This window comes from Acinetobacter sp. TR11, assembly GCF_027105035.1.
Taxonomy (GTDB): Bacteria; Pseudomonadota; Gammaproteobacteria; order Pseudomonadales; family Moraxellaceae; genus Acinetobacter.
The window spans coordinates 471421-491036 of sequence record NZ_CP114256.1 but is presented as its reverse complement, the minus strand read 5'-3'; the positions used below and the strand labels follow the sequence as shown (position 1 = coordinate 491036).

Here is a 19616-nt window from a genome sequence, read left to right as displayed (position 1 = left end):
ACGATAAGGATAAAAACATGCATAAAACAATATCGAAACTACTCATAAGCTTTTGCATCGTCATAGCTGTACAAAATACTGAGGCAAGCCCTGCTCAAGTCAAATCAGTAAAGGAGCTGATTAAACTCAGTGAATTAGAAAATGTTTTACATACGTCTTTAGATGAGATGCAGCCAACATTAGATGCTGAGGCAGAAAATATTCTATTACGCATTTTAGGCAAACAGCGACTAACAACAACAGAAGAATATTTAGCCGTTATAGAACTGGGACAGCTTTTAAAACAGACAAGTTCAAAAATGTTTGCTCGCCCTGAGACATTACAAGCCATTGAACAAATTTATACAGAAACACTCAGTGAAGAAGAAGTACAAGCCTATTTAAAGTTTTTAAGAACACCAGAAGGAAAATCAATTAATCAAAAAAACTTAAAGATTAATACCAATGTTTTTCAATACATGAATAATTTAAGTCAAAAAACGTTGGCTGACCCTGAGCAGAGTTTACAGCTTAAAGAGCAGCTTTTAAGCATCATCAAACCTTTAATTCAAGATGAGTAAGCCCTGCTCTTTATCCATTACCAAGTCAAAGGATTCCAAAGCTTAAATGGTTTAACCAATAGTACTTCAGATTTTTCATCATATTTCAGAGGTTTCAATTCTTGTGGTTTTGAACGAACTTTACCTGAGGCATCTTGTGCTACAAAGTTATAGCTCGATGATTTTAACCGTGTAAATGCGATTTCCTGATGTGCAACTTTATCAGGCATAATCATAAATGGTCCCGTATGTTCACTACGAGAAATCTTATTTTCTTCATCGTATTTAATAAAATACGTTTGTGACGCATCAACCGTAAAATCTACATATTTTGGTTTTTGAAAATGTAGCCCTGCCAATGGACGGCTGACACTCAAACGATATGTCCCAGCTGGTAATTCTACCCAATAATAATGATTATGTAACAGGCTTGGAATTCGATGACCATTGATAAATAAATTTGCAGCAGCAATTTCTTGGCGATTCCAGCGCGTATCTGGGCGATATAAATAGACCACTGCCGCTTGCTCATTCTGTGGTTTGATCGGTGTGTAATATTGACCTAATTTTTGATTGACCCATCCACCTATGGTAAAACCACCAACATGATACTGATCAGATAGCCCCGGTTCTTTTGCTGTATCAACTGGAGGTAAAGTCGCTGTGAGTACTGTCGAATTTTCTTCAACCGCCTTATGACTTTGACAGCCAGCTAACACCCCTGCACAACATAATGACAATATTAAATAACGCATGATATCCCTCAAGGCGTTTTCTTGGATTTATTTTTAACAGCGCAAAACTATGCGGATTTTCCGATTTTTAAGATTAACACCTCATTAATTAATTGCAAATAAAAAAAGCATGAAAAGCCGAGGCTTTCATGCTTTTTTAGATGAATGTGAATCAAGCTGACTTTGAGTCAATCACTTTCAGATCTTTCTTTTCCACCAACTCTGGTGTTGCAACTTGAGGTAAACGTTCAGCTTTAAATGTCGGCTTAGCTGTACCATTAATCACAGCTTCATCCACAATAACCGTCCCCACATCACTACGACTTGGTAAGTCATACATGGTTTCAAGCAATACATTTTCCAAAATAGAACGTAAACCACGTGCGCCCGTATTACGTTCAAGTGCTTTTTTCGCTACAGCACGCAATGCAGATTCATCAAAGACAAGATCAACATTTTCCATCGTGAAAAGATACTGATACTGGCGAGTTAATGCATTTTTAGGCTCTGTCAGAATTTGCATTAATGCTTCTTCATCCAGTTCTTCTAAAGTTGCAATCACAGGCAAACGACCAATAAACTCAGGAATCAAACCAAATTTGACTAAATCAGTTGCTTCAACTTGACGGAACAACTCAGAGACTTTTTTACTGTCATCCTTATTCTTCACATCAGCCGTGAATCCAATACCGCCTTTCTCTTGACGTTGCTGTACAATTTTCTCTAAACCAGAGAATGCACCACCGCAAATAAATAAAATATTTGAGGTATCAATTTGAATGAATTCTTGTTGCGGATGCTTACGACCACCTTGTGGCGGAATAGAAGCAACCGTACCTTCAATCATTTTTAATAATGCTTGTTGTACACCTTCACCCGAGACATCACGCGTAATCGAAGGATTTTCAGATTTACGGGTAATCTTATCAATCTCATCAATATAGATAATACCTTTCTGCGCTTTTTCTACATCGTAGTCCGCTTTCTGCAATAACTTTTGTACGATATTTTCAACATCTTCACCCACATAACCCGCTTCTGTGAGTGTCGTTGCATCTGCCATGGCAAAAGGAACATCCAATAAGCGTGCAAGAGTTTGCGCAAGTAAGGTCTTACCTGAACCCGTTGGTCCAATCAACAAGATATTACTTTTCGCAATCTCGATATCCTGATGTGCATGATGAGACTGACCAACTTTCAAGCGCTTATAATGGTTATAGACCGCAACAGATAATGTTTTCTTTGCAACATCTTGTCCAATGACATATTGATCCAACGCAGCACGTATCTCATGTGGTTTAGGCAAAGCTTTAGTCGCCCAGTCACCTGCTTCAACTTGTTGACTGGTTTGCACTAAATCTAAGCAGACATCCACACACTCATTACAAATATATGCGTCCTCACCTGCAATCAATTTTCCAACTTCAGATTGTGTCTTACCACAAAATGAACAATGCTTTTGTCCTTGAGGATGTTCGGACATATTTACTCCACAACTTAAATCTTAAAAACTAGGGACGTTTGCTTAATACTTGGTCAACTAAACCATATTCTTTGGCTGCTTGTGCAGTCATAAAATTGTCACGATCTGTGTCACGTGCAATTCTTTCATAATCTTGACCACTATGCTCAGCCATCAAACGGTTTAGACGCTCTTTGATATAAAGAATTTCACGTGCATGAATTTCGATATCAGACGCCTGACCACGGAAACCACCGAGTGGTTGGTGAATCATCACGCGTGCATTTTCAAGACAGTAACGTTTTCCTTTAGCACCTGCATTCAATAAGAATGCACCCATTGAAGCCGCTTGTCCCATGCAATATGTAACAACATCTGGCTTAATAAACTGCATAGTGTCATAAATTGCCATACCAGCAGTTACTGAGCCTCCCGGTGAGTTGATATAAAGATGGATATCTTTCTCTGGATTCTCAGCTTCTAAAAATAACATCTGCGCAACGATAAGATTTGCCATGTTATCTTCAACTTCACCTGTCAAGAAGATGACACGCTCACGTAACAAACGTGAGAAAATATCAAATGAACGCTCACCACGTGATGACTGTTCAACGACTACAGGAACTAAAGCATTTTCAATTGTTGGAACATACATATGTTTATTTATTCCTAAATTATTCTGACTCGATCATGCCAACAATATGAGGGATAATCGCTGAAATTGCAAAAGGTTCAACCCTAAATATTCGACTATTTAGACTAAAAGCTGGCAATTTTTCGATAAATTAACACTTTCATAACACGGATAAAAAAAGGCGCATTAAGCGCCTTTCTTCTGAACTTTTAAAAGATTAGCCACGACGAGCTTGTTGTTCTTTCAATAAGTCTTCGTAACTTACTGGAACATCATTTACTTTAGCAGCAGCTAAAATGTGGTCAACAACTTGGTCTTCTAACACAACTGCTTCAATTTGAGCACGTTGTTGTTTATCATTTTTGAAGTATTCAACCACCTCTGTTGGATCTTCATAAGAAGAAGCCATGTCATCAATGTAAGCTTCAACACGTGCTTGATCAACTTCAAGTTTAGCATCAGCCAATACTTTGCTGACCAATACACCAAGCTTCACTGATTTTTCAGCTTGCTCTTTGAACAATTCATCTGGAAGCATGCTGCTATCAAATGCACCTGCACCTTGAGCACCAAACTGTTGAGTGAACTGTTGAATCATTTGTTGACGTTGACGGTCAATTTCTTGAGCAACCATAGAAGCTGGAACTTCAATTTCGTTTGCAGCGACAAGTGCGTCAAATGCAGCTTGTTTAACTTGGTTACGAAGACCGTTGCGAACTTCACGTTCCATATTTTTACGAACGTCAGCTTTTAACTTGTCTACGCCTTCTTCTTCAGTTAAACCAAAGATTTTTAAAAATTCAGCATCAATCTCTGGAAGTTTTTGTTTTTCAACAAGTTTAACAGTGATTTTGAATTGAGCTGCTTTACCCGCTAAGTTTTCAGCTTGGTAATCTTCAGGGAAAGTAACATCAATCACTTTCTCTTCGCCTTTCTTCATCCCGATGATGCCATCTTCAAAGCCTGGAATCATACGACCAGAACCAAGAACAAGTTTAAAGTCTTCAGCAGCGCCGCCTTCAAACTTCTCACCATCAACTGTACCTTCAAAATCGAAAGTCACTTGCATGTCTTTTTTCGCCATGCCTTTAGTTTCAGTCCAAGAAGCACGTTGTTTTTGCAAGTTTTCAATCATGACATCAACATCGGCATCGTTGATTTCTGATGATTTACGTTCAACTTCTAAGTCAGCAAAAGCTTTCACTTCTACTTCTGGATAAACTTCTACAGTCGCTTCAAAAACTAAAGCATCATCTTTGTTTTCAACTTTTTCAATGTTCGGCATGCCGACCGCATTGATTTTTTCTTGTTGAATTGCTTCGAATACTGTGTCACGAATGATGTCATTCACAACTTCTTGATAAATGCTTGCACCATATTCACGGCGAACAACATTTAAAGGCACTTTACCTGGACGGAAGCCGTTGATCTTCACAGTTTTGGCAGTGCGTTTTAAGCGAGCTTCAAATTGCTCGTTAACACGGCTCGTCGGTACAGAAACATTTAAACGACGGGCAACGCCCGAAACCGCTTCAGTCGTTACTTGCATGGCTTCCTCGATATATAGTTAGTAGTAACATTTTTAAAAGTGCCACATTATATGACAACTTTCAGGATATACAAAATTAGATGATCAAAATTCCCTATTTTTCGTATAAATCAAAAGAATTATATTTAAGCTCTCATCACTTATGGATAAAAATACAATTTAACAAATCCAACATTTACAATTTATTCATTTAAAAAACAAATATTTATTTAAATCAATCATTATTATTAATTTACATCTAAATAAAAATCGTTAATACCAATTACATTTTTAGATATTATATATCAACAACTTAGATGTATACAATTCATTCTACAATAGATAAAGCCATTGATAACGATAATAATTATCATTAGACTTCGCGCAAATTGTTACATAGCTTAACAATCCATCCACTTTTACTGCTTTTTTGTAAAAATATTTACAAAATCGAAAGTTCAGTCATTCATCACTTCAATTCAGGGGTTCTCTCAATGGCAAAGATTAAAAGTCGTAAACATATTGGTACGACACAGTTAGTTGCACTTGCTGCAAGTTTACCTTTTGCTGGTCATGCTGCGACTAAAGAAGAAAATATTGCTAAACTTCCAACGATTGAAGTGAATGCAGAAAATACTTATAAAGCGGATAAAGTAAGTTCACCAAAGTACACACAACCTTTGGTTGATACACCTCAAACGATTAGTGTCATCAAAAAAGAAATTTTAAAAGAACAAGGTGCAACTTCACTGACAGATGCCTTGCGTAACACACCAGGCATTACCCTACAGTTAGGTGAAAATGGTAATACCAGCGCGGGAGATTCTTTCCAAATGCGTGGTTTTGATACCAAAAACTCGATTTATGTCGATGGTATCCGTGACATTGGTGCAATTACCCGTGATGTTTATAACTTTGAACAAATTGAAGTGGTCAAAGGCCCGTCTGGTGCAGAAGCAGGTCGTGGCGGTGCTGGTGGTTATATCAATTTATCAACCAAGTTACCACATGCGGACAATAGCAGCGAAGTTTCAGCAACATACAACACAGCAGAACATAGCCGTTTGGCTGCCGATATTAACCAAGCAATCAATGAAAGTACGGCTGTACGTTTGAATGTTATGGGGCAACAAGGTGGTGTTGAAGGTCGTGACTATATTGAACAAAATGGTTGGGCAATCGCACCTTCTATTGCTTTCGGTTTAGATTCTGACACACGTTTCTATCTATATTCACAACATATCAAACAAAATAATATCCCTGATGGTGGTATTCCAACCATTGGCATGGATGGTTTCTATTATGGCTATTCATCTAATTATGAATATGATAGCAAGTATCCTTTTGACTCTAAAGACAAAACATTAAGAGATACAATTCGAGCAGATATTAACAACTCAGCGGATGCAAAGAAAATTAATGCGGCTTTAGCAAAAGCATCTGCAGTTGACCGTACCAATTTTTACGGCAATGTTAATGATCATGAAGATATTACAGCCAATATGGTCTCTGCAAAAATTGAAAGTGATCTCTCTGAAAATATCAAATTCACCAATATTTCACGTTTTGGTAAAACTGAAATGGAGCGTGTATTGACTGGAGTCAATGCGATTACCGTTCCATCTGTAGATGTCAAAGTGAATGCGGATAAAACTTATAGCTATAAATTTAATTATAAGACCCTTGATTTATCTAACCCAGATACTTTTACAGTTGCTCGCACCCGCCAAGGCTTAGATCAAACCAATAAAATACTTGCGAACCAAAGCACATTGAATATCAATGTAAAAACAGGTGACATTGAGCATAATATTGTTGCTGGTTTAGAGCTATTACAAGAACAGCAGTACAACAAGACTCGTAATGTACAAATACCAGGTCAGGTAGCCCCAACCATTCCAGCTGCCAATATATACAACCCAAACCGAGATACTGTATTACCTGATTTGGTTTACACAGGCGGATATACAGACGCACAAACGGATACAGCGGCACTTTATTTGTTTGACACACTCAAATTTGGTGAACGTTTTCAGTTAAATGGTGGTGTCCGCGTCGATTATTTTGATACTCAATATGATGCACTCGAAGTAAATACGGATTCAAAGACATCTAAAATTACAGAAGTAAAAACAAATTTAAAAGTACATGATACCTTGGTTAGCTGGAAACTCGGTGGTGTATTTAAACCAACAACCGAAAGTAGTGTTTATGCATCTTATGCTAAATCATTAACCCCTCCAGGAACGGGCTTTGTATTAAGTAGTGCTTCAAATTCAGTCAATGCTGTAACCAACAACCCATCAACCAAACCTCAAGAAACACATCATTATGAGATTGGAACCAAATGGGTTTTAAATGACGATAAAATCATTTTAACTGCTGCGGCTTACCACACAGAGAATGAAAACCAAATCACTCAAGATCCAATCACTTTGGCGTACATTCCTGAAGGAAAAATAACAGTTAAAGGCTTAGAGCTTGGTGCTGTTGGGCAAATTACACGTGCATGGAACGTCTCTGCAGGTGTTGCTTATATGAACACTGAACAGGAAAATCAACAAGCGTATAATGAAACAACCAAAACATGGACATATACCGATGGCGTTCGTTGGTCGCCAGATTGGACTGCTTCGTTATGGACAACATATAGCGTTTCTGGTTTTAAAGCTGGTATTGGCGCACGTTATGTAGACGAACAAAAACGTTTAATTACCAATAGTGCAACACCTGTAGCGATGCCAATTATTCCATCTTATGTGGTATTTGATGCAATGGCTGCCTATACCTTTAACAAAAATGCATCCATGACTTTAAACGTCTATAACCTTGCAGATAAAGACTATATCAGTACATTAAATGGTGGCGGTAGCCGTCTCGTTCTTGGTCAACCACGTTCAGCGTCTCTCAGCTTCAACTATAAGTTCTAAATCATTCTGTTAAATCATTAATGATTTAACACATGAACACAGCCTGTCAGAAAAGTTATACTTTCGACAGGCTGTATTTTTTTGGAAGATTTTAAATATGATGTTGCATATCCCCGAAGTCCTAAATAAACAACAAGTTGATGAACTACGCCAACAAATACAACAAGCATCAGTCTGGGTTAATGGTATCCAAAGTGCGGGACAACAAGCTCAACAAATTAAAAACAACTTACAAATTGATGTGCATAGTGATGTATATCCTTCAATCAGCCATCATGTTTTAAATGCCTTACAACAAAACTTACTGCTTCGCTCAGCGGCTCTCCCACAGCATATTTTATCGCCCATGTTTAACTGTTACCAAAGTCAAGGTAACTATGGCAATCATGTTGATAATGCAATTCAATATTCAACCAAAACTGGGCAAATGATTCGTACCGATGTCTCTATTACCGTTTTCTTATCTGAACCTGATGAATATGAAGGTGGTGAATTAGTCATCGAAGATACCTATGGCAGCCATGAAGTTAAGCTTGATGCGGGAGATGCAATTGTCTATCCAGCAACCAGTTTACATCGCGTTGAGCCAGTGACTCAAGGCAGCCGAATTGCGGCTTTTACTTGGATTCAAAGTATGGTGAAAGATGACTGGCAACGAACCATGCTCTTTAATCTCGATATGACCATTATCAAACTCAGACAACAATTGGGAGACACCGAAGAAGTTGTGAGCTTGACCAGTCATTATCATAATTTATTAAGACAATGGGGCAATTTATAATGTCTCAGCACAGACCATTAGCGCCATTAGATGCGATTCCTGCATATATTCAAACCATTCACGACTATCAACAACAAGCTCAGCGACATGTTCCTGAAGATGTTTGGGGATATTTAAATGGTGGTGCAATGCATGAACTTAGTGTGCAAAATAATTGCCAGCAATTTCAAAATATTCAACTAATTCCGAGACATTTAAATGATTTAACACAGGGAAATACCCGTTTTCAGTTATTTGGGATGGAATATCCACATCCTATTTTTTTAGCACCGATTGGTCATCAAGCACTTTTTCACCCTCAAGCAGAGGCGGCTTCTGCCCTTGCTGCCGAAGTGATGCAGAGTAATATCATTCTCAGTACTTTTAGTAATACCGCAATGGATGAACTCACGCACCATAATCCATATAAATGGTTTCAGCTTTATTGGCAGGGTTCTCGAGAAAAATCTTTAACCTTAATCAAACAAGCTGAACAATCAGGTTATCGCGCACTGGTTATCACCGTCGATGCTCCGCATGTTGGTATTCGAGATCGAGAACGCAAATTATTCTTCCAATTACCTAAAGATATGCAGCACCCACATACGCCTACACACCTGAGTTTTCCTGATGTATCTCCATCCGAAAGTCAGTTGTTTCAAGGTTTAATGCAAATCGCGCCAAAGTGGTCTGATATTGCTTGGGTGATTGCAAATACACATCTGCCTGTAATCTTAAAAGGAATATTACATCCTGCCGATGCTCAGAAAGCCCTCGATCATGGGGTGTCTGGGATTATTGTTTCTAATCATGGTGGGCGCATTATAGATACGACTATTCCACCTTTAGTTGCATTACAAAAAATTCGTGCAATTGTTCCTGCTGATTACCCTGTATTATTCGATGGTGGAATTCGACGTGGAACGGATGTGTTCAAAGCAATTGCTTTAGGTGCAAACGCCGTATTGATTGGACGCCCTTATATTTATGGTTTAGCAACAGCAGGCGCTTTAGGTGTTGCTCATGTCATCCGCATGTTAAAAGAAGAATTTGAAATTACGATGGCACTTATGGGAACTGCTACCATAAAGGACATTAATCAAGACTATATTTATCAGTCTTAAGCATATTAATGGGAAATATTTTCTTTAAATTTTATTTTTATGCAAAAAATAGGAAAATATTTCCCATCCATTCGAATTAAAATAAATTATAGACCACTGCAGTCGCTTGTATTTTCACCTAGACTGATTCAAATTAGGTGATTAAGATAACTGCAAAACCCAATACTTTTGCTTTGAACGGTAGATGATGAAAACGAGTGATGATTTTAGCCATCCGTCTGATATAAAACTACTCACTGCTCTCCTGATGCTGCGCCTCGCGCGCGTATAAATTTTTACCTAGATTTTAGGTACTCAATACATATTCTCTTTAAATTGATTCTTATAGACACCATATATATTCGTAGCACGTTGCATTTATTTTGAAGCAGCAACCATGCTACAACAAGGAGTTATCTCATGATGTTGGCTGACCCAAGCAAAAAATACCGCCGTATGTATCAACGAGTGGATTTACCAGATCGTCAATGGCCAAATAACGAAATTAACCAAGCACCGATTTGGATGAGCACCGATCTTCGTGATGGTAACCAAGCGATTTTTGAGCCAATGGATATGGATCAAAAATTAAAAATGTTCCACATGTTGGTTAAAATCGGCTTCAAACATATTGAAATTGGTTTCCCTTCAGCATCTCAAATTGACTTTGACTTTACTCGTAAGTTAATTGAAGAAGATTTGATTCCAGAAGATGTGTACATCGAAGTTTTGGTTCAAGCTCGAGATCATTTAATTGCGCGTACTTTTGAAGCTTTAGTTGATGCTAAACGTGCGATCGTGCATATCTACAATTCAAACTCACCAACATTCCGTCAAAAAGTGTTGAATGTAGATGCAAACGGCGCAAAGCAACTTGCCATTAATGCAGCAAATAAAGTTAAAGAATACGCAGCGCAATACCCTGCAACCGACTGGATTTTCCAGTACAGTCCAGAGTGTTTTTCTGCAACAGAATTAGAAGTTGCCAAAGATGTCTGTGATGCGGTCACGGAAATTTGGGAAGCGTCTCCAACCAATAAGGTGATCTTAAACTTGCCTGCAACCGTTGAAGTTTCAACACCAAATGTCTATGCCGATCAAATCGAATGGATGCACCGTAATTTGGCGCGTCGCGATGGCGTGATTATCTCAGTTCACTGTCACAATGACCGTGGTTGTGGTATCGCAGCCTCTGAATTAGCAATCATGGCAGGTGCTGACCGTGTTGAAGGTTGCGTGTTTGGTAATGGTGAACGTACAGGTAACGTCGACGTTGCGGCAATTGCCTTGAATATGTATACCCAAGGTGTCGCGCCAAACTTAGACTTCTCCAATATCAATGAAATCATTGCAACTGTTGAAGAATGTACAGGTTTACCAGTTCACCCTCGTCATCCATACGCAGGTGATTTAGTCTTTACCGCGTTCTCTGGTTCACACCAAGATGCGATTAAAAAAGGCTTCAAATTCCAGAAAAATGAAGAGATCTGGGATATGCCGTACTTACCAATCGACCCCAAAGACTTGGGTCGTGACTATGATGCAGTGATTCGTGTCAACAGCCAATCTGGTAAAGGTGGTATTGCATACTTATTAGAATCGAACTACAACGTTGCTTTACCACGCCGAGTACAAATCGAGTTCAGCCAAATCGTACAGCAACATACTGATGAAAACGGTACAGAAATCAGTGCACATGAAATCTGGACCTTATTCCAAAATACCTATGTGGATGTGAAAAATAGCCATTATCAAACCAAGCATTATCAATTATCCGATATTAATGGCACACAAATCATTGAATTAGATATTGAAATTGATGGTGAAGTACAACGTTTACGCGGTGAAGGTAACGGTCCAATTTCGGCGATGCTCGATGCGTTACAATTGCCAATTGATGTCTTAAACTATGAAGAGCGCAGTATCAGTTCTGGGGCAAATGCCAAAGCACTTGCGTTGATTGAGCTTCAAGTTAAAGGCACAGGTAAGAGCGCATTTGGTGCAGGGATTCATGACAACATTGTCACCTCATCCATTGAAGCGATTATTGCATGTACCAATCGTTTAATAGAGCAAGGTGTACTGACAACTGAGCAAGTTGCTGCTGCGGCAGTTTAAGCAAAGCTGAGTTGTAATATCAGAAAAAATGACTTTTGAAAGGATACCTGAATTGGTATCCTTTTATTATTGATCAAAGATTTATACAAGGCGAATCATTCCAGTGTCTTTTCCATCGGATTCAGTGGGTTTAGTCACACCACAAAAATTTCAATTTGAGCAACCATTAGAGCTTGAATGTGGGCGTATCCTGCCACGTTTTGATTTGATGGTTGAAACCTATGGAACACTTAATGCAGATAAATCCAATGCAATCTTAATTTGCCATGCATTATCTGGGCATCATCATGCTGCGGGTTATCATCATGCAGATGATAAAAAAGCAGGTTGGTGGGATAGCTGTATTGGTCCCGGCAAAGCGATTGATACCAATCACTTCTTTATTGTTTCTTTAAATAATATTGGTGGCTGTAATGGTTCAACAGGCCCAACATCGCCAAACCCTGAAAATGAAAACCGACCGTATGGTCCAGATTTTCCATTAGTCACTGTTCGTGACTGGGTAAAAACTCAAGCCATGTTGTCTGATCGTCTTGGAATTGATGCTTGGTTTGCCGTGATTGGTGGTTCTTTAGGTGGCATGCAAGCACTACAATGGTCATTGGACTATGCTGATCGTTTAAAAAAATGTGTCATTATCGCCAGTGCACCAAAATTATCAGCTCAAAATATTGCCTTTAATGAAGTTGCTCGCCAATCGATTCTCTCTGATCCAGATTTCCATCATGGGCGTTATTTGGAAAATGACAGTTATCCAAAACGTGGGTTAATTTTGGCACGTATGGTCGGTCATATTACGTATTTGTCTGAAGAAGCTATGAAACAGAAATTTGGTCGCGATTTGAAATCTGGCAAATTTATGTATGGTTTTGATGTCGAATTCCAAGTGGAAAGCTATTTGCGTTACCAAGGCGAACAATTTAGCCGCAATTTCGATGCGAATACCTACTTGATTATGACCAAGGCATTGGATTACTTTGATCCCTCTCGTGAATATGAACATTCTCTGACGAAGGCAATGAGTCAACCAAAGTGCCAATTTTTGGTGGTTTCATTTACCACTGACTGGCGTTTTAGCCCAAGTCGTTCACAAGAATTAGTTGATGCTTTAATTGATAATCATAAGCCCGTCAGTTACTTAGATATTGATGCGGAACAAGGTCATGATTCGTTCTTATTCCCTATCCCACTCTATGTGAAAACATTAAGAGCATTTTTAGGTGGAGAACAACAGTTGCAAGCTACACCGCAGGAGCAGCACTAATGCGAATAGATCAACGACTCGCTGAAAAATGGATCAGCCCGAACTCTAGCGTATTGGACTTAGGCTGTGGTGATGGCGAATTGCTTGCTCATATGAGCAAACAGCACAATATTCGTGCTTATGGCTTAGAAATTGATCAAGAAAAGATTGCAATTGCCATCAGTCGGGGGTTAAATATTATTCAACAAGACTTAAACCTTGGTTTAAGCCGTTTTGCCGACCAATCTTTTGATTCTGTGGTCATGGCACAAGCTTTGCAAGCAGTAGATGCACCAGATGTATTATTACGGGATATGGTGCGTGTTGGTAAACAGGCAATTATTACCTTTCCAAACTTTGCGTATTGGAAGACTCGTTCTTTTCTTGCATTAAAAGGGAAAATGCCTGTTTCGGAAGCTTTACCCTATATGTGGTATAACACCCCGAATATTCATTTATGTACTTTCCGTGACTTTGAAGCCTTATGTGCTGAGAACGGAATTAAAATTATTAATCGACTTGCCGTTAATGGTGACCAACAAGGTAGTCTGCTCAGTAAGCATATGCCGAACCTATTTGGTGAAGTCGCAATTTATCGAGTGAGCGCTCTATGAAAAAGACATTAATCAGCACATTTTTATTTGGTCTGATCAGTATACAAGCGCACGCTGACTATGTTGCTCAACCACAATCTGTGGCAACACAGGCAGCGCGATATTCAGTCATGAGTATCAGTGAATTACAAAGCGCAGCGAAGTCTGGTCAAGCTGGGGCACAATTTTATTTAGCAACGCGTTACCAATTTGGTAAAGACGTTGCGAAAGATGAAAAACAAGCTTTTTCTTTATTTAAAGCGGCAGCAGATCAAGGTTTATCTGCTGCACAGTTAAATGTCGGTCGTATGTATGCAGATGGCATCGGTACGAAGAAAGATGAAGTTTTAGCACGCAAATATTTCGAGAAAGCAGCAAGCAATGGTGATAACCGTGCGAGTTTCAATCTTGCGATGATGGAAGAACAGAAGAAAAACTTTGTTGGTGCTTATCAGTGGTATGAGCTTTCAACTCGTGATGGCATGCTTGATACGAAAGTCATTAGTCTTTCTGAAGGTAAGAAAACTGCTTTGGCTGCTAACCTGACTCAAGATCAAATCCGTACCGCACGTGACCGTGCTGATAAATGGATTCAAGCGCAATAATCTTGCTTAGATCTATTGAGTGATTTTAAAAACCGACTTGTAAGAGTCGGTTTTTTATTTAAGGAAATGAGAGTTTGAAAATATTAACATGGAATTGCAACGGGGCGTTTAGAAAGAAAATCGAGTTTCTTCAACAAATTGAAGCAGACATCTACATCATTCAAGAATGTGAAAATCAACAACAGTCCAAAGGTGCTTATGAAGCATGGTTACCAAATTTAATTTGGAAAGGTAATAATAAAAATAAAGGATTAGGAGTCTTTGCTAGAGAAGACTATAAATTAGAGCAATTGTATTGGGAAGATTTCGAGTTAGAATTATTTTTACCAATAAGAGTTAATGATAATTTCCAGCTCTTAGCTGCTTGGACTAAATATGCCAATTCCCCTACATTTCAATATATTGGGCAACTTTGGAAATATTTACAATTACATGAAGAGCTAATAAAAGTACAACCTACCCTTATTTGTGGCGATTTAAATAGTAACGCTCAATGGGATGTATGGGATCGCTGGTGGAATCACAGTGATGTAGTAAATCAATTACGAGCAATGAATATTCATAGCCTTTACCATGAGTTATCAAATGAAGAGCAGGGAAAAGAGACACTTCCTACATTTTACATGAATAGAAATCATGAAAAAAACTATCATATTGACTACTTATTTTGTCATCGTAATTTATTCTCTAAGAACAACTCATCTTTTAAAAGTTTCGATAAATATGAATGGCTTAACTACAGCGATCATATTCCTCTACTTTTTGAAATTAATATCTAGACTTGTTGAACATTTACCGAAAATAAATAGTGACTCTCTACCCTATTCTATAAAAACACCCTAAAATTCTACTCAATATAAGTTAGTCTAAAATTAATATGTCTACTCCCCTCTGGCTCACCCAAGGTAGTCTTGTTCTTGCAAGCAATAACAAAGGTAAAATTGCAGAATTTGATCATCTATTTCAACAGCTCAATCTACCTGTCGAGATCATTGCTCAAGGTAAACTTGATATTGAAGATGCCATCGAAGATGGTCTCAGCTTTGTTGAAAATGCCATTATCAAAGCACGCCATGCATCTAAACTTTCTGGTAAACCTGCGCTAGCAGATGACTCTGGATTGTGTGTCCCGATCTTAGGTGGTGCACCAGGCATCTACTCTGCACGCTATGCAGGCGAACATGGCAATGATGCAGCCAACAACCAAAAATTATTGGCTGATCTTGCACCTTTACGTAAAGATGGCGAAGCAATTGAAGGTATGTTTGTATGCGTATTAGCACTGGTCACACATGCCAAAGATCCATTGCCACAAATCTTTCAAGGCATTTGGAAAGGTGAGATTTTAGAAGCAGCGCGCGGTGAGAATGGTTTTGGCTATGATCCTTTGTTTTGGCTACCAGAATTGAATGTTTCGAGTGCCGAACTAAGCAAAGCTGATAAAAATAAGATCAGCCATCGCGGTCAAGCAATGCAGCTATTTAAAGCAAGTTTGGTCTAAAAGTAGCTTGCCTTAGCTAAAACCTAGGGCAAGTGATTTAAATTAAGATTGAATAAAAATACTCTCTTATTAGCAAATAACACCTCACAATATTAAGCATTGATTACAAACCAAAAAGTAAAAAAATCCATTCACCAATACTAATTCTTACAACTATTTGTCGCAAAATTGCAATATAAGTGTCACATCTTTGTCATGCCAAACTGTTGAGATATAACCAAAGTTATATAGGAATAGAATTATGGCTGGTTTATCAATTTGGCACGTCGTTATTTTTGCAATTGTGGTGATTTTACTATTCGGTACATCAAAGCTTAAAAATTTAGGCAAAGATGTTGGCGGTGCTGTTAAAGATTTCAAAAAGTCTATTAAAGAAGATGAAGTTGCTGCGCCACTCAATGAGCCTCGTACCATTGATGCTCAAGTTAAAAATGCTGAAAGCTCAGTAAAAAGCTAAGCGAGCGGAATTATGCTGAACTTGGGAATGACTGAGATTTTTTGCTTTGCAGTAATTGCATTATTAGTTCTCGGACCTGATAAATTACCTGAAGCTGCTCGATTTGTAGCAAAATGGTATGGGAAAATTAAAAAATTTATCAACAATATTCAGAACGAAATTGATCGAGAGCTCCGTCTTTCTGAGTTCCGCGAAGAAATGCAAAAAGAAATTGAAAAGATTACTGAGCTTGAACGTCGGCTACAAAAACAATTAGATGAATTGAAAACTCAAGATCATGAGGTAGAGACTGCACCATCAGTAACTAAATCTCAAAATTCGATTCGCTATGTGCCATATCACTCAAGTTCTATTATTCCCTTTTGTGTTCAATACAAAAAATCATCTGTGATTGGTATGGAAGCATACCCATCGTTGAATCAGTTTGATAACGAATTAAAGATTGCCGTATGAGCCAATTATCATCAACTTCAGTCAGTACTGAAGAAACCCTACAACAAATGCCGGTCATGCAGCATTTAATCGTACTTCGCCAATATCTTTTTAAGATTGTTGGTGTAACAATTTTTCTGTTTTTTTGTTTATTACCTTTTAGAAATCAAACCTATCAATGGCTGTCTGAACCATTGAGACAACAATTACCCGCAACATCAACCATGATTGCGACGGATGTCACAGCTACCTTTATGGCACCGTTTAAACTCAATTTATTCGTCGCATTTATGCTGGCAATGCCCTATATCATTTATCAAATTTGGTCATTTATAAAACCTGCGCTATATGAAAAAGAACAACATTTAGCGATTCCTTTGCTATTTGGCAGCATTCTATTATTTTACTTAGGTGTCGCATTCGCCTATTTCATTACCCTACCTGCTATTTTGCATTTCTTTATTAGTGTGTCTCCTGAAACTGTTGCACCTATGACAGATATTAATAGTTATCTGAGCTTCTGCTTAAAACTATTCTTGGTTTTCGGTTTTACCTTTGAAATTCCAATCATTACTTTAGTACTGATTTTGATTGGTGTCGTGAGTACACAAAGTCTCATTGAAAAACGCCGTTTTATTATTGTTGGATGTTTTTTTGTTGCAATGTTTGTTACTCCGCCTGATGCCTTATCCATGATTATGCTAGCTGTTCCGATGTGGATGCTATTTGAAATCGGTTTACTTTTTGGAAAAATATTAGAAAAGCGTAAAGCAGTTTCAGAATAATAATATCCCTATTCAATCCCTGAATAAGCTCAGGGATTTTTGTATTTAAATTTATATTTTTTATATATTTATAAAAATTAAATTGTCTTCAAACTGCCTTAAAAGTGTCAAAAAATTGTCATCTATCAAACATAAAATCAATCTAGATTTATTTACCATTTATTAAAGATACGGATTTATTATGACAGCCAATACAAATCAGCCAAGTCGTCGTGATATTTTAAAGTGGTTCGCGGGTGTTCCGTTTTTACCACTAGGGGCAATGGGCACAGCAGCAGCTTTAGCAGGTTGCAATGATAATAACGATACTAACGTTACGCCAACCGTACCTGCTGCAAAATTTAAAAATGCAAAATTTACACCGATGGCGGCACCTTCAACTGTACCAGAGATGGCTACAACTTCAGTTAAATCTGCTTTGACGATTACGTGGGATGATAATACAACCACAGAGTACAAATTGGGTTATCAGGAGTTTTTCCGTACTGGCATGCAAGTTGATAATATCGATGGTGGAAAAATCATTGCAGGTAGTTATTATGATATTAATAATCAACCCATTAAAGATACTTCTGTAATCGGTCAAGAACGCCAATTCTTCTCTGACTCTCCAGATGGTTCATCACTGATTCATATTAAAGGCGCAAATGTAGCGGGTGTATCAAACCCAGTTTTCCATGTGGTGCAGTTTGAATACACCACCAAAAACTTAGCTAAGCAAAACATGTATGGTAAATTACCGTCACCAATTGCAGTATTAACATTAGATCAAGATCAAAAAACTGGACACTTGGCATTGAAAAAATACTTCAATGTCGATATGTCGAAAGTTCATGGTCTATGGATCACCTGTGGTGCTAGCCTTTCTCCTTGGAATACTCACCTTTCAAGTGAAGAATATGAGCCTGATGCATTTGACCAAATCGGTTCAGATCTCGCAATGCTCAAAGCATATAGTAAAAATCTATATGGCAATGAAAATACTGCAAATGCCTATAACTATGGCCATTTGCCAGAAATTATTCTTGATGGTAAAGGTCGTGCTCAGGCTGTGAAGCATTATTGTCTAGGTCGTATCTCACATGAACTGATTCAAGTCATGCCAGACAACCGCACTGTAATCATGGGTGACGATTACACTAACGGTGGTTTCTTCATGTTTATTGCAGACAAAGAAAAAGACTTATCTGCTGGAACATTATATGTTGCGAAATACACATCAGAATTGAATGAGACCTCAACAGCAGCAATCAAATGGATCAAATTAGGTCATACTGATAGTAAGACCATCGAAGACCTCGTGAATGTTCGAGGAATCAAATCTGAAAACATTATGGAAAGTTTAACGGTAGCTCCTGCTGATTTAACAGGTTATACCAAGATTGTGTTAGATGGAAAGTCGCTTTGGGTTAAACTCAAAGAAGCCAACAATGGCTTTAGCAAAGCTGAGATTGAGCTTGCTGCTGCATTCCTAGAAACACATCGATATGCTGCCCTAAAAGGCGGTAGTATGGCTTTCACAAAGATGGAAGGCACTACCGTAAATATTAAAGATAAAGTTGCTTACTCTGCACTTGCCAATATTCAAGAATCAATGATTGGTGGCAATGCAGCTTGGGTTGAATCACATAATGTTAAGTTTAAGAGCACGCTCAAAGCAGGTGGTGTCCTTGGACATGACCTCAAAGGTAGCCAAGTTGATCATCTTAACAATGTGATCAATAGTGAATGGACACCTTACCAAAGCCGTATGGTTCTTATGGGTAAAGATATTACTGTAGATAGCTTAGGTAACACGGCAGATCCAAATAATATTGCAAGCCCAGACAATTTAAAATTCTCTGAAACTTTACGCACATTATTCATCGGTGAAGACAGTGGTAACCATACCAATAACTTCCTCTGGGCATATAACGTTGATACTAAGTCTTTAGATCGTATCCTCTCTACTCCAGCAGGTGCTGAATCAACAGGCTTACATGCAGTTGACTCTGTAAATGGTTGGACATATATCATGAGTAATTTCCAACATCCTGGAGATAGCTCAAAACTTTCTGCTGAATTAAAAGCAAAAGTTTTAGAAAACTATAATGGTGGTTATAGTGCATGTGTTGGCTATATCACAGCCGATGTTTTACCATCGGTTGAAAAGAAAACCTCTGCCAAATAAATTTGGTTGGTAAAAAATACCG

Annotated in this window: 18 protein-coding genes; 14 read left to right on the top strand and 4 right to left on the bottom strand. The window is 38.2% G+C overall.

The window, feature by feature from the left end:
* The first annotated feature begins 17 nt into the window (after nucleotides 1-17).
* The gene (locus O1450_RS02345; RefSeq protein WP_269229558.1) at nucleotides 18-560 is read left to right on the top strand and encodes a DUF2059 domain-containing protein; all 543 of its coding nucleotides are present in this window, start codon (nucleotides 18-20) and stop codon (nucleotides 558-560) included.
* A gap of 17 nt (nucleotides 561-577) precedes the next feature.
* On the opposite strand, the gene O1450_RS02340 is transcribed toward O1450_RS02345, so the two are convergent.
* From O1450_RS02340 to tig, 4 genes are all read right to left on the bottom strand, one after another.
* Complete coding sequence (locus O1450_RS02340) at nucleotides 578-1294, bottom strand: DUF2846 domain-containing protein (RefSeq protein ID WP_269229557.1); 717 nt, start codon at nucleotides 1292-1294, stop codon at nucleotides 578-580.
* A gap of 151 nt (nucleotides 1295-1445) precedes the next feature.
* Nucleotides 1446-2756 carry an ATP-dependent Clp protease ATP-binding subunit ClpX gene (gene clpX, locus O1450_RS02335; protein ID WP_269229556.1) on the bottom strand — a complete coding sequence of 437 codons (1311 nt, stop codon included), beginning with the start codon at nucleotides 2754-2756 and terminating at the stop codon, nucleotides 1446-1448.
* Between the two features lie 28 nt (nucleotides 2757-2784).
* A complete protein-coding gene (gene clpP / locus O1450_RS02330; protein ID WP_004660445.1) occupies nucleotides 2785-3390 on the bottom strand; it encodes an ATP-dependent Clp endopeptidase proteolytic subunit ClpP in 606 nt (201 codons plus the stop codon).
* A gap of 196 nt (nucleotides 3391-3586) precedes the next feature.
* Nucleotides 3587-4918, bottom strand: coding sequence for a trigger factor (gene tig, locus O1450_RS02325; protein ID WP_046738411.1), 1332 nt, complete (start codon nucleotides 4916-4918; stop codon nucleotides 3587-3589).
* A gap of 473 nt (nucleotides 4919-5391) precedes the next feature.
* On the opposite strand from tig, the gene O1450_RS02320 reads away from it, so the two are divergent.
* The 13 genes from O1450_RS02320 to O1450_RS02260 all read left to right on the top strand — a co-directional run bounded on the left by O1450_RS02320 (nucleotide 5392) and on the right by O1450_RS02260 (nucleotide 19594).
* Nucleotides 5392-7827 (top strand): catecholate siderophore receptor Fiu, encoded by a 2436-nt coding sequence (locus O1450_RS02320; RefSeq protein WP_269229555.1) that lies wholly within the window; start codon nucleotides 5392-5394, stop codon nucleotides 7825-7827.
* 97 nt (nucleotides 7828-7924) lie between these two features.
* On the top strand, nucleotides 7925-8608 hold the full coding sequence (locus O1450_RS02315) for a Fe2+-dependent dioxygenase (RefSeq protein ID WP_269229554.1): 684 nt from the start codon (nucleotides 7925-7927) through the stop codon (nucleotides 8606-8608).
* Entirely contained in the window at nucleotides 8608-9711 is a 1104-nt protein-coding gene (locus O1450_RS02310) for an alpha-hydroxy acid oxidase (RefSeq protein ID WP_269229553.1), read from the top strand. The genes O1450_RS02315 and O1450_RS02310 overlap by 1 nt, the downstream gene beginning before the upstream one ends.
* Nucleotides 9712-10110: 399 nt before the next feature.
* Nucleotides 10111-11808: a 2-isopropylmalate synthase gene (gene leuA, locus O1450_RS02305; protein ID WP_269229552.1), complete on the top strand. Its 1698-nt coding sequence runs from the start codon at nucleotides 10111-10113 to the stop codon at nucleotides 11806-11808.
* A 103-nt stretch (nucleotides 11809-11911) separates the two neighbouring features.
* On the top strand, nucleotides 11912-13072 hold the full coding sequence (gene metX, locus O1450_RS02300) for a homoserine O-succinyltransferase MetX (RefSeq protein WP_269229551.1): 1161 nt from the start codon (nucleotides 11912-11914) through the stop codon (nucleotides 13070-13072).
* Nucleotides 13072-13665 carry a methionine biosynthesis protein MetW gene (gene metW / locus O1450_RS02295; protein WP_269229550.1) on the top strand — a complete coding sequence of 198 codons (594 nt, stop codon included), beginning with the start codon at nucleotides 13072-13074 and terminating at the stop codon, nucleotides 13663-13665. Before metX ends, metW begins: the two co-directional genes overlap by 1 nt.
* The gene (locus O1450_RS02290; protein WP_269229549.1) at nucleotides 13662-14249 is read left to right on the top strand and encodes a tetratricopeptide repeat protein; all 588 of its coding nucleotides are present in this window, start codon (nucleotides 13662-13664) and stop codon (nucleotides 14247-14249) included. Before metW ends, O1450_RS02290 begins: the two co-directional genes overlap by 4 nt.
* Before the next feature lie 74 nt (nucleotides 14250-14323).
* A complete protein-coding gene (locus O1450_RS02285; protein WP_269229548.1) occupies nucleotides 14324-15028 on the top strand; it encodes an endonuclease/exonuclease/phosphatase family protein in 705 nt (234 codons plus the stop codon).
* 98 nt (nucleotides 15029-15126) lie between these two features.
* Nucleotides 15127-15750, top strand: a complete 624-nt coding sequence (rdgB, locus tag O1450_RS02280; RefSeq protein ID WP_269229547.1) for an RdgB/HAM1 family non-canonical purine NTP pyrophosphatase — start codon at nucleotides 15127-15129, stop codon at nucleotides 15748-15750.
* Nucleotides 15751-15991: 241 nt separating this feature from the next.
* Nucleotides 15992-16207 carry a Sec-independent protein translocase subunit TatA gene (locus tag O1450_RS02275; RefSeq protein WP_004660425.1) on the top strand — a complete coding sequence of 72 codons (216 nt, stop codon included), beginning with the start codon at nucleotides 15992-15994 and terminating at the stop codon, nucleotides 16205-16207.
* Between the two features lie 12 nt (nucleotides 16208-16219).
* On the top strand, nucleotides 16220-16660 hold the full coding sequence (gene tatB, locus O1450_RS02270; protein ID WP_269229546.1) for a Sec-independent protein translocase protein TatB: 441 nt from the start codon (nucleotides 16220-16222) through the stop codon (nucleotides 16658-16660).
* The gene (tatC, locus tag O1450_RS02265) at nucleotides 16657-17424 is read left to right on the top strand and encodes a twin-arginine translocase subunit TatC (RefSeq protein ID WP_269229545.1); all 768 of its coding nucleotides are present in this window, start codon (nucleotides 16657-16659) and stop codon (nucleotides 17422-17424) included. Before tatB ends, tatC begins: the two co-directional genes overlap by 4 nt.
* A gap of 181 nt (nucleotides 17425-17605) precedes the next feature.
* Complete coding sequence (locus tag O1450_RS02260; RefSeq protein WP_269229544.1) at nucleotides 17606-19594, top strand: PhoX family protein; 1989 nt, start codon at nucleotides 17606-17608, stop codon at nucleotides 19592-19594.
* Nucleotides 19595-19616 lie beyond the last annotated feature (22 nt).

Bases quoted from the DNA above. Each gene is read 5' to 3' on its own strand.
- O1450_RS02345 (WP_269229558.1), top strand. From the start codon at position 18: ATGCATAAAACAATATCGAAACTACTCATAAGCTTTTGCATCGTCATA.
- O1450_RS02340 (WP_269229557.1), bottom strand. From the start codon at position 1,294: ATGCGTTATTTAATATTGTCATTATGTTGTGCAGGGGTGTTAGCTGGC.
- clpX (WP_269229556.1), bottom strand. From the start codon at position 2,756: ATGTCCGAACATCCTCAAGGACAAAAGCATTGTTCATTTTGTGGTAAG.
- clpP (WP_004660445.1), bottom strand. From the start codon at position 3,390: ATGTATGTTCCAACAATTGAAAATGCTTTAGTTCCTGTAGTCGTTGAA.
- tig (WP_046738411.1), bottom strand. From the start codon at position 4,918: ATGCAAGTAACGACTGAAGCGGTTTCGGGCGTTGCCCGTCGTTTAAAT.
- O1450_RS02320 (WP_269229555.1), top strand. From the start codon at position 5,392: ATGGCAAAGATTAAAAGTCGTAAACATATTGGTACGACACAGTTAGTT.
- O1450_RS02315 (WP_269229554.1), top strand. From the start codon at position 7,925: ATGATGTTGCATATCCCCGAAGTCCTAAATAAACAACAAGTTGATGAA.
- O1450_RS02310 (WP_269229553.1), top strand. From the start codon at position 8,608: ATGTCTCAGCACAGACCATTAGCGCCATTAGATGCGATTCCTGCATAT.
- leuA (WP_269229552.1), top strand. From the start codon at position 10,111: ATGATGTTGGCTGACCCAAGCAAAAAATACCGCCGTATGTATCAACGA.
- metW (WP_269229550.1), top strand. From the start codon at position 13,072: ATGCGAATAGATCAACGACTCGCTGAAAAATGGATCAGCCCGAACTCT.
- O1450_RS02290 (WP_269229549.1), top strand. From the start codon at position 13,662: ATGAAAAAGACATTAATCAGCACATTTTTATTTGGTCTGATCAGTATA.
- rdgB (WP_269229547.1), top strand. From the start codon at position 15,127: ATGTCTACTCCCCTCTGGCTCACCCAAGGTAGTCTTGTTCTTGCAAGC.
- O1450_RS02275 (WP_004660425.1), top strand. From the start codon at position 15,992: ATGGCTGGTTTATCAATTTGGCACGTCGTTATTTTTGCAATTGTGGTG.
- tatB (WP_269229546.1), top strand. From the start codon at position 16,220: ATGCTGAACTTGGGAATGACTGAGATTTTTTGCTTTGCAGTAATTGCA.
- tatC (WP_269229545.1), top strand. From the start codon at position 16,657: ATGAGCCAATTATCATCAACTTCAGTCAGTACTGAAGAAACCCTACAA.
- O1450_RS02260 (WP_269229544.1), top strand. From the start codon at position 17,606: ATGACAGCCAATACAAATCAGCCAAGTCGTCGTGATATTTTAAAGTGG.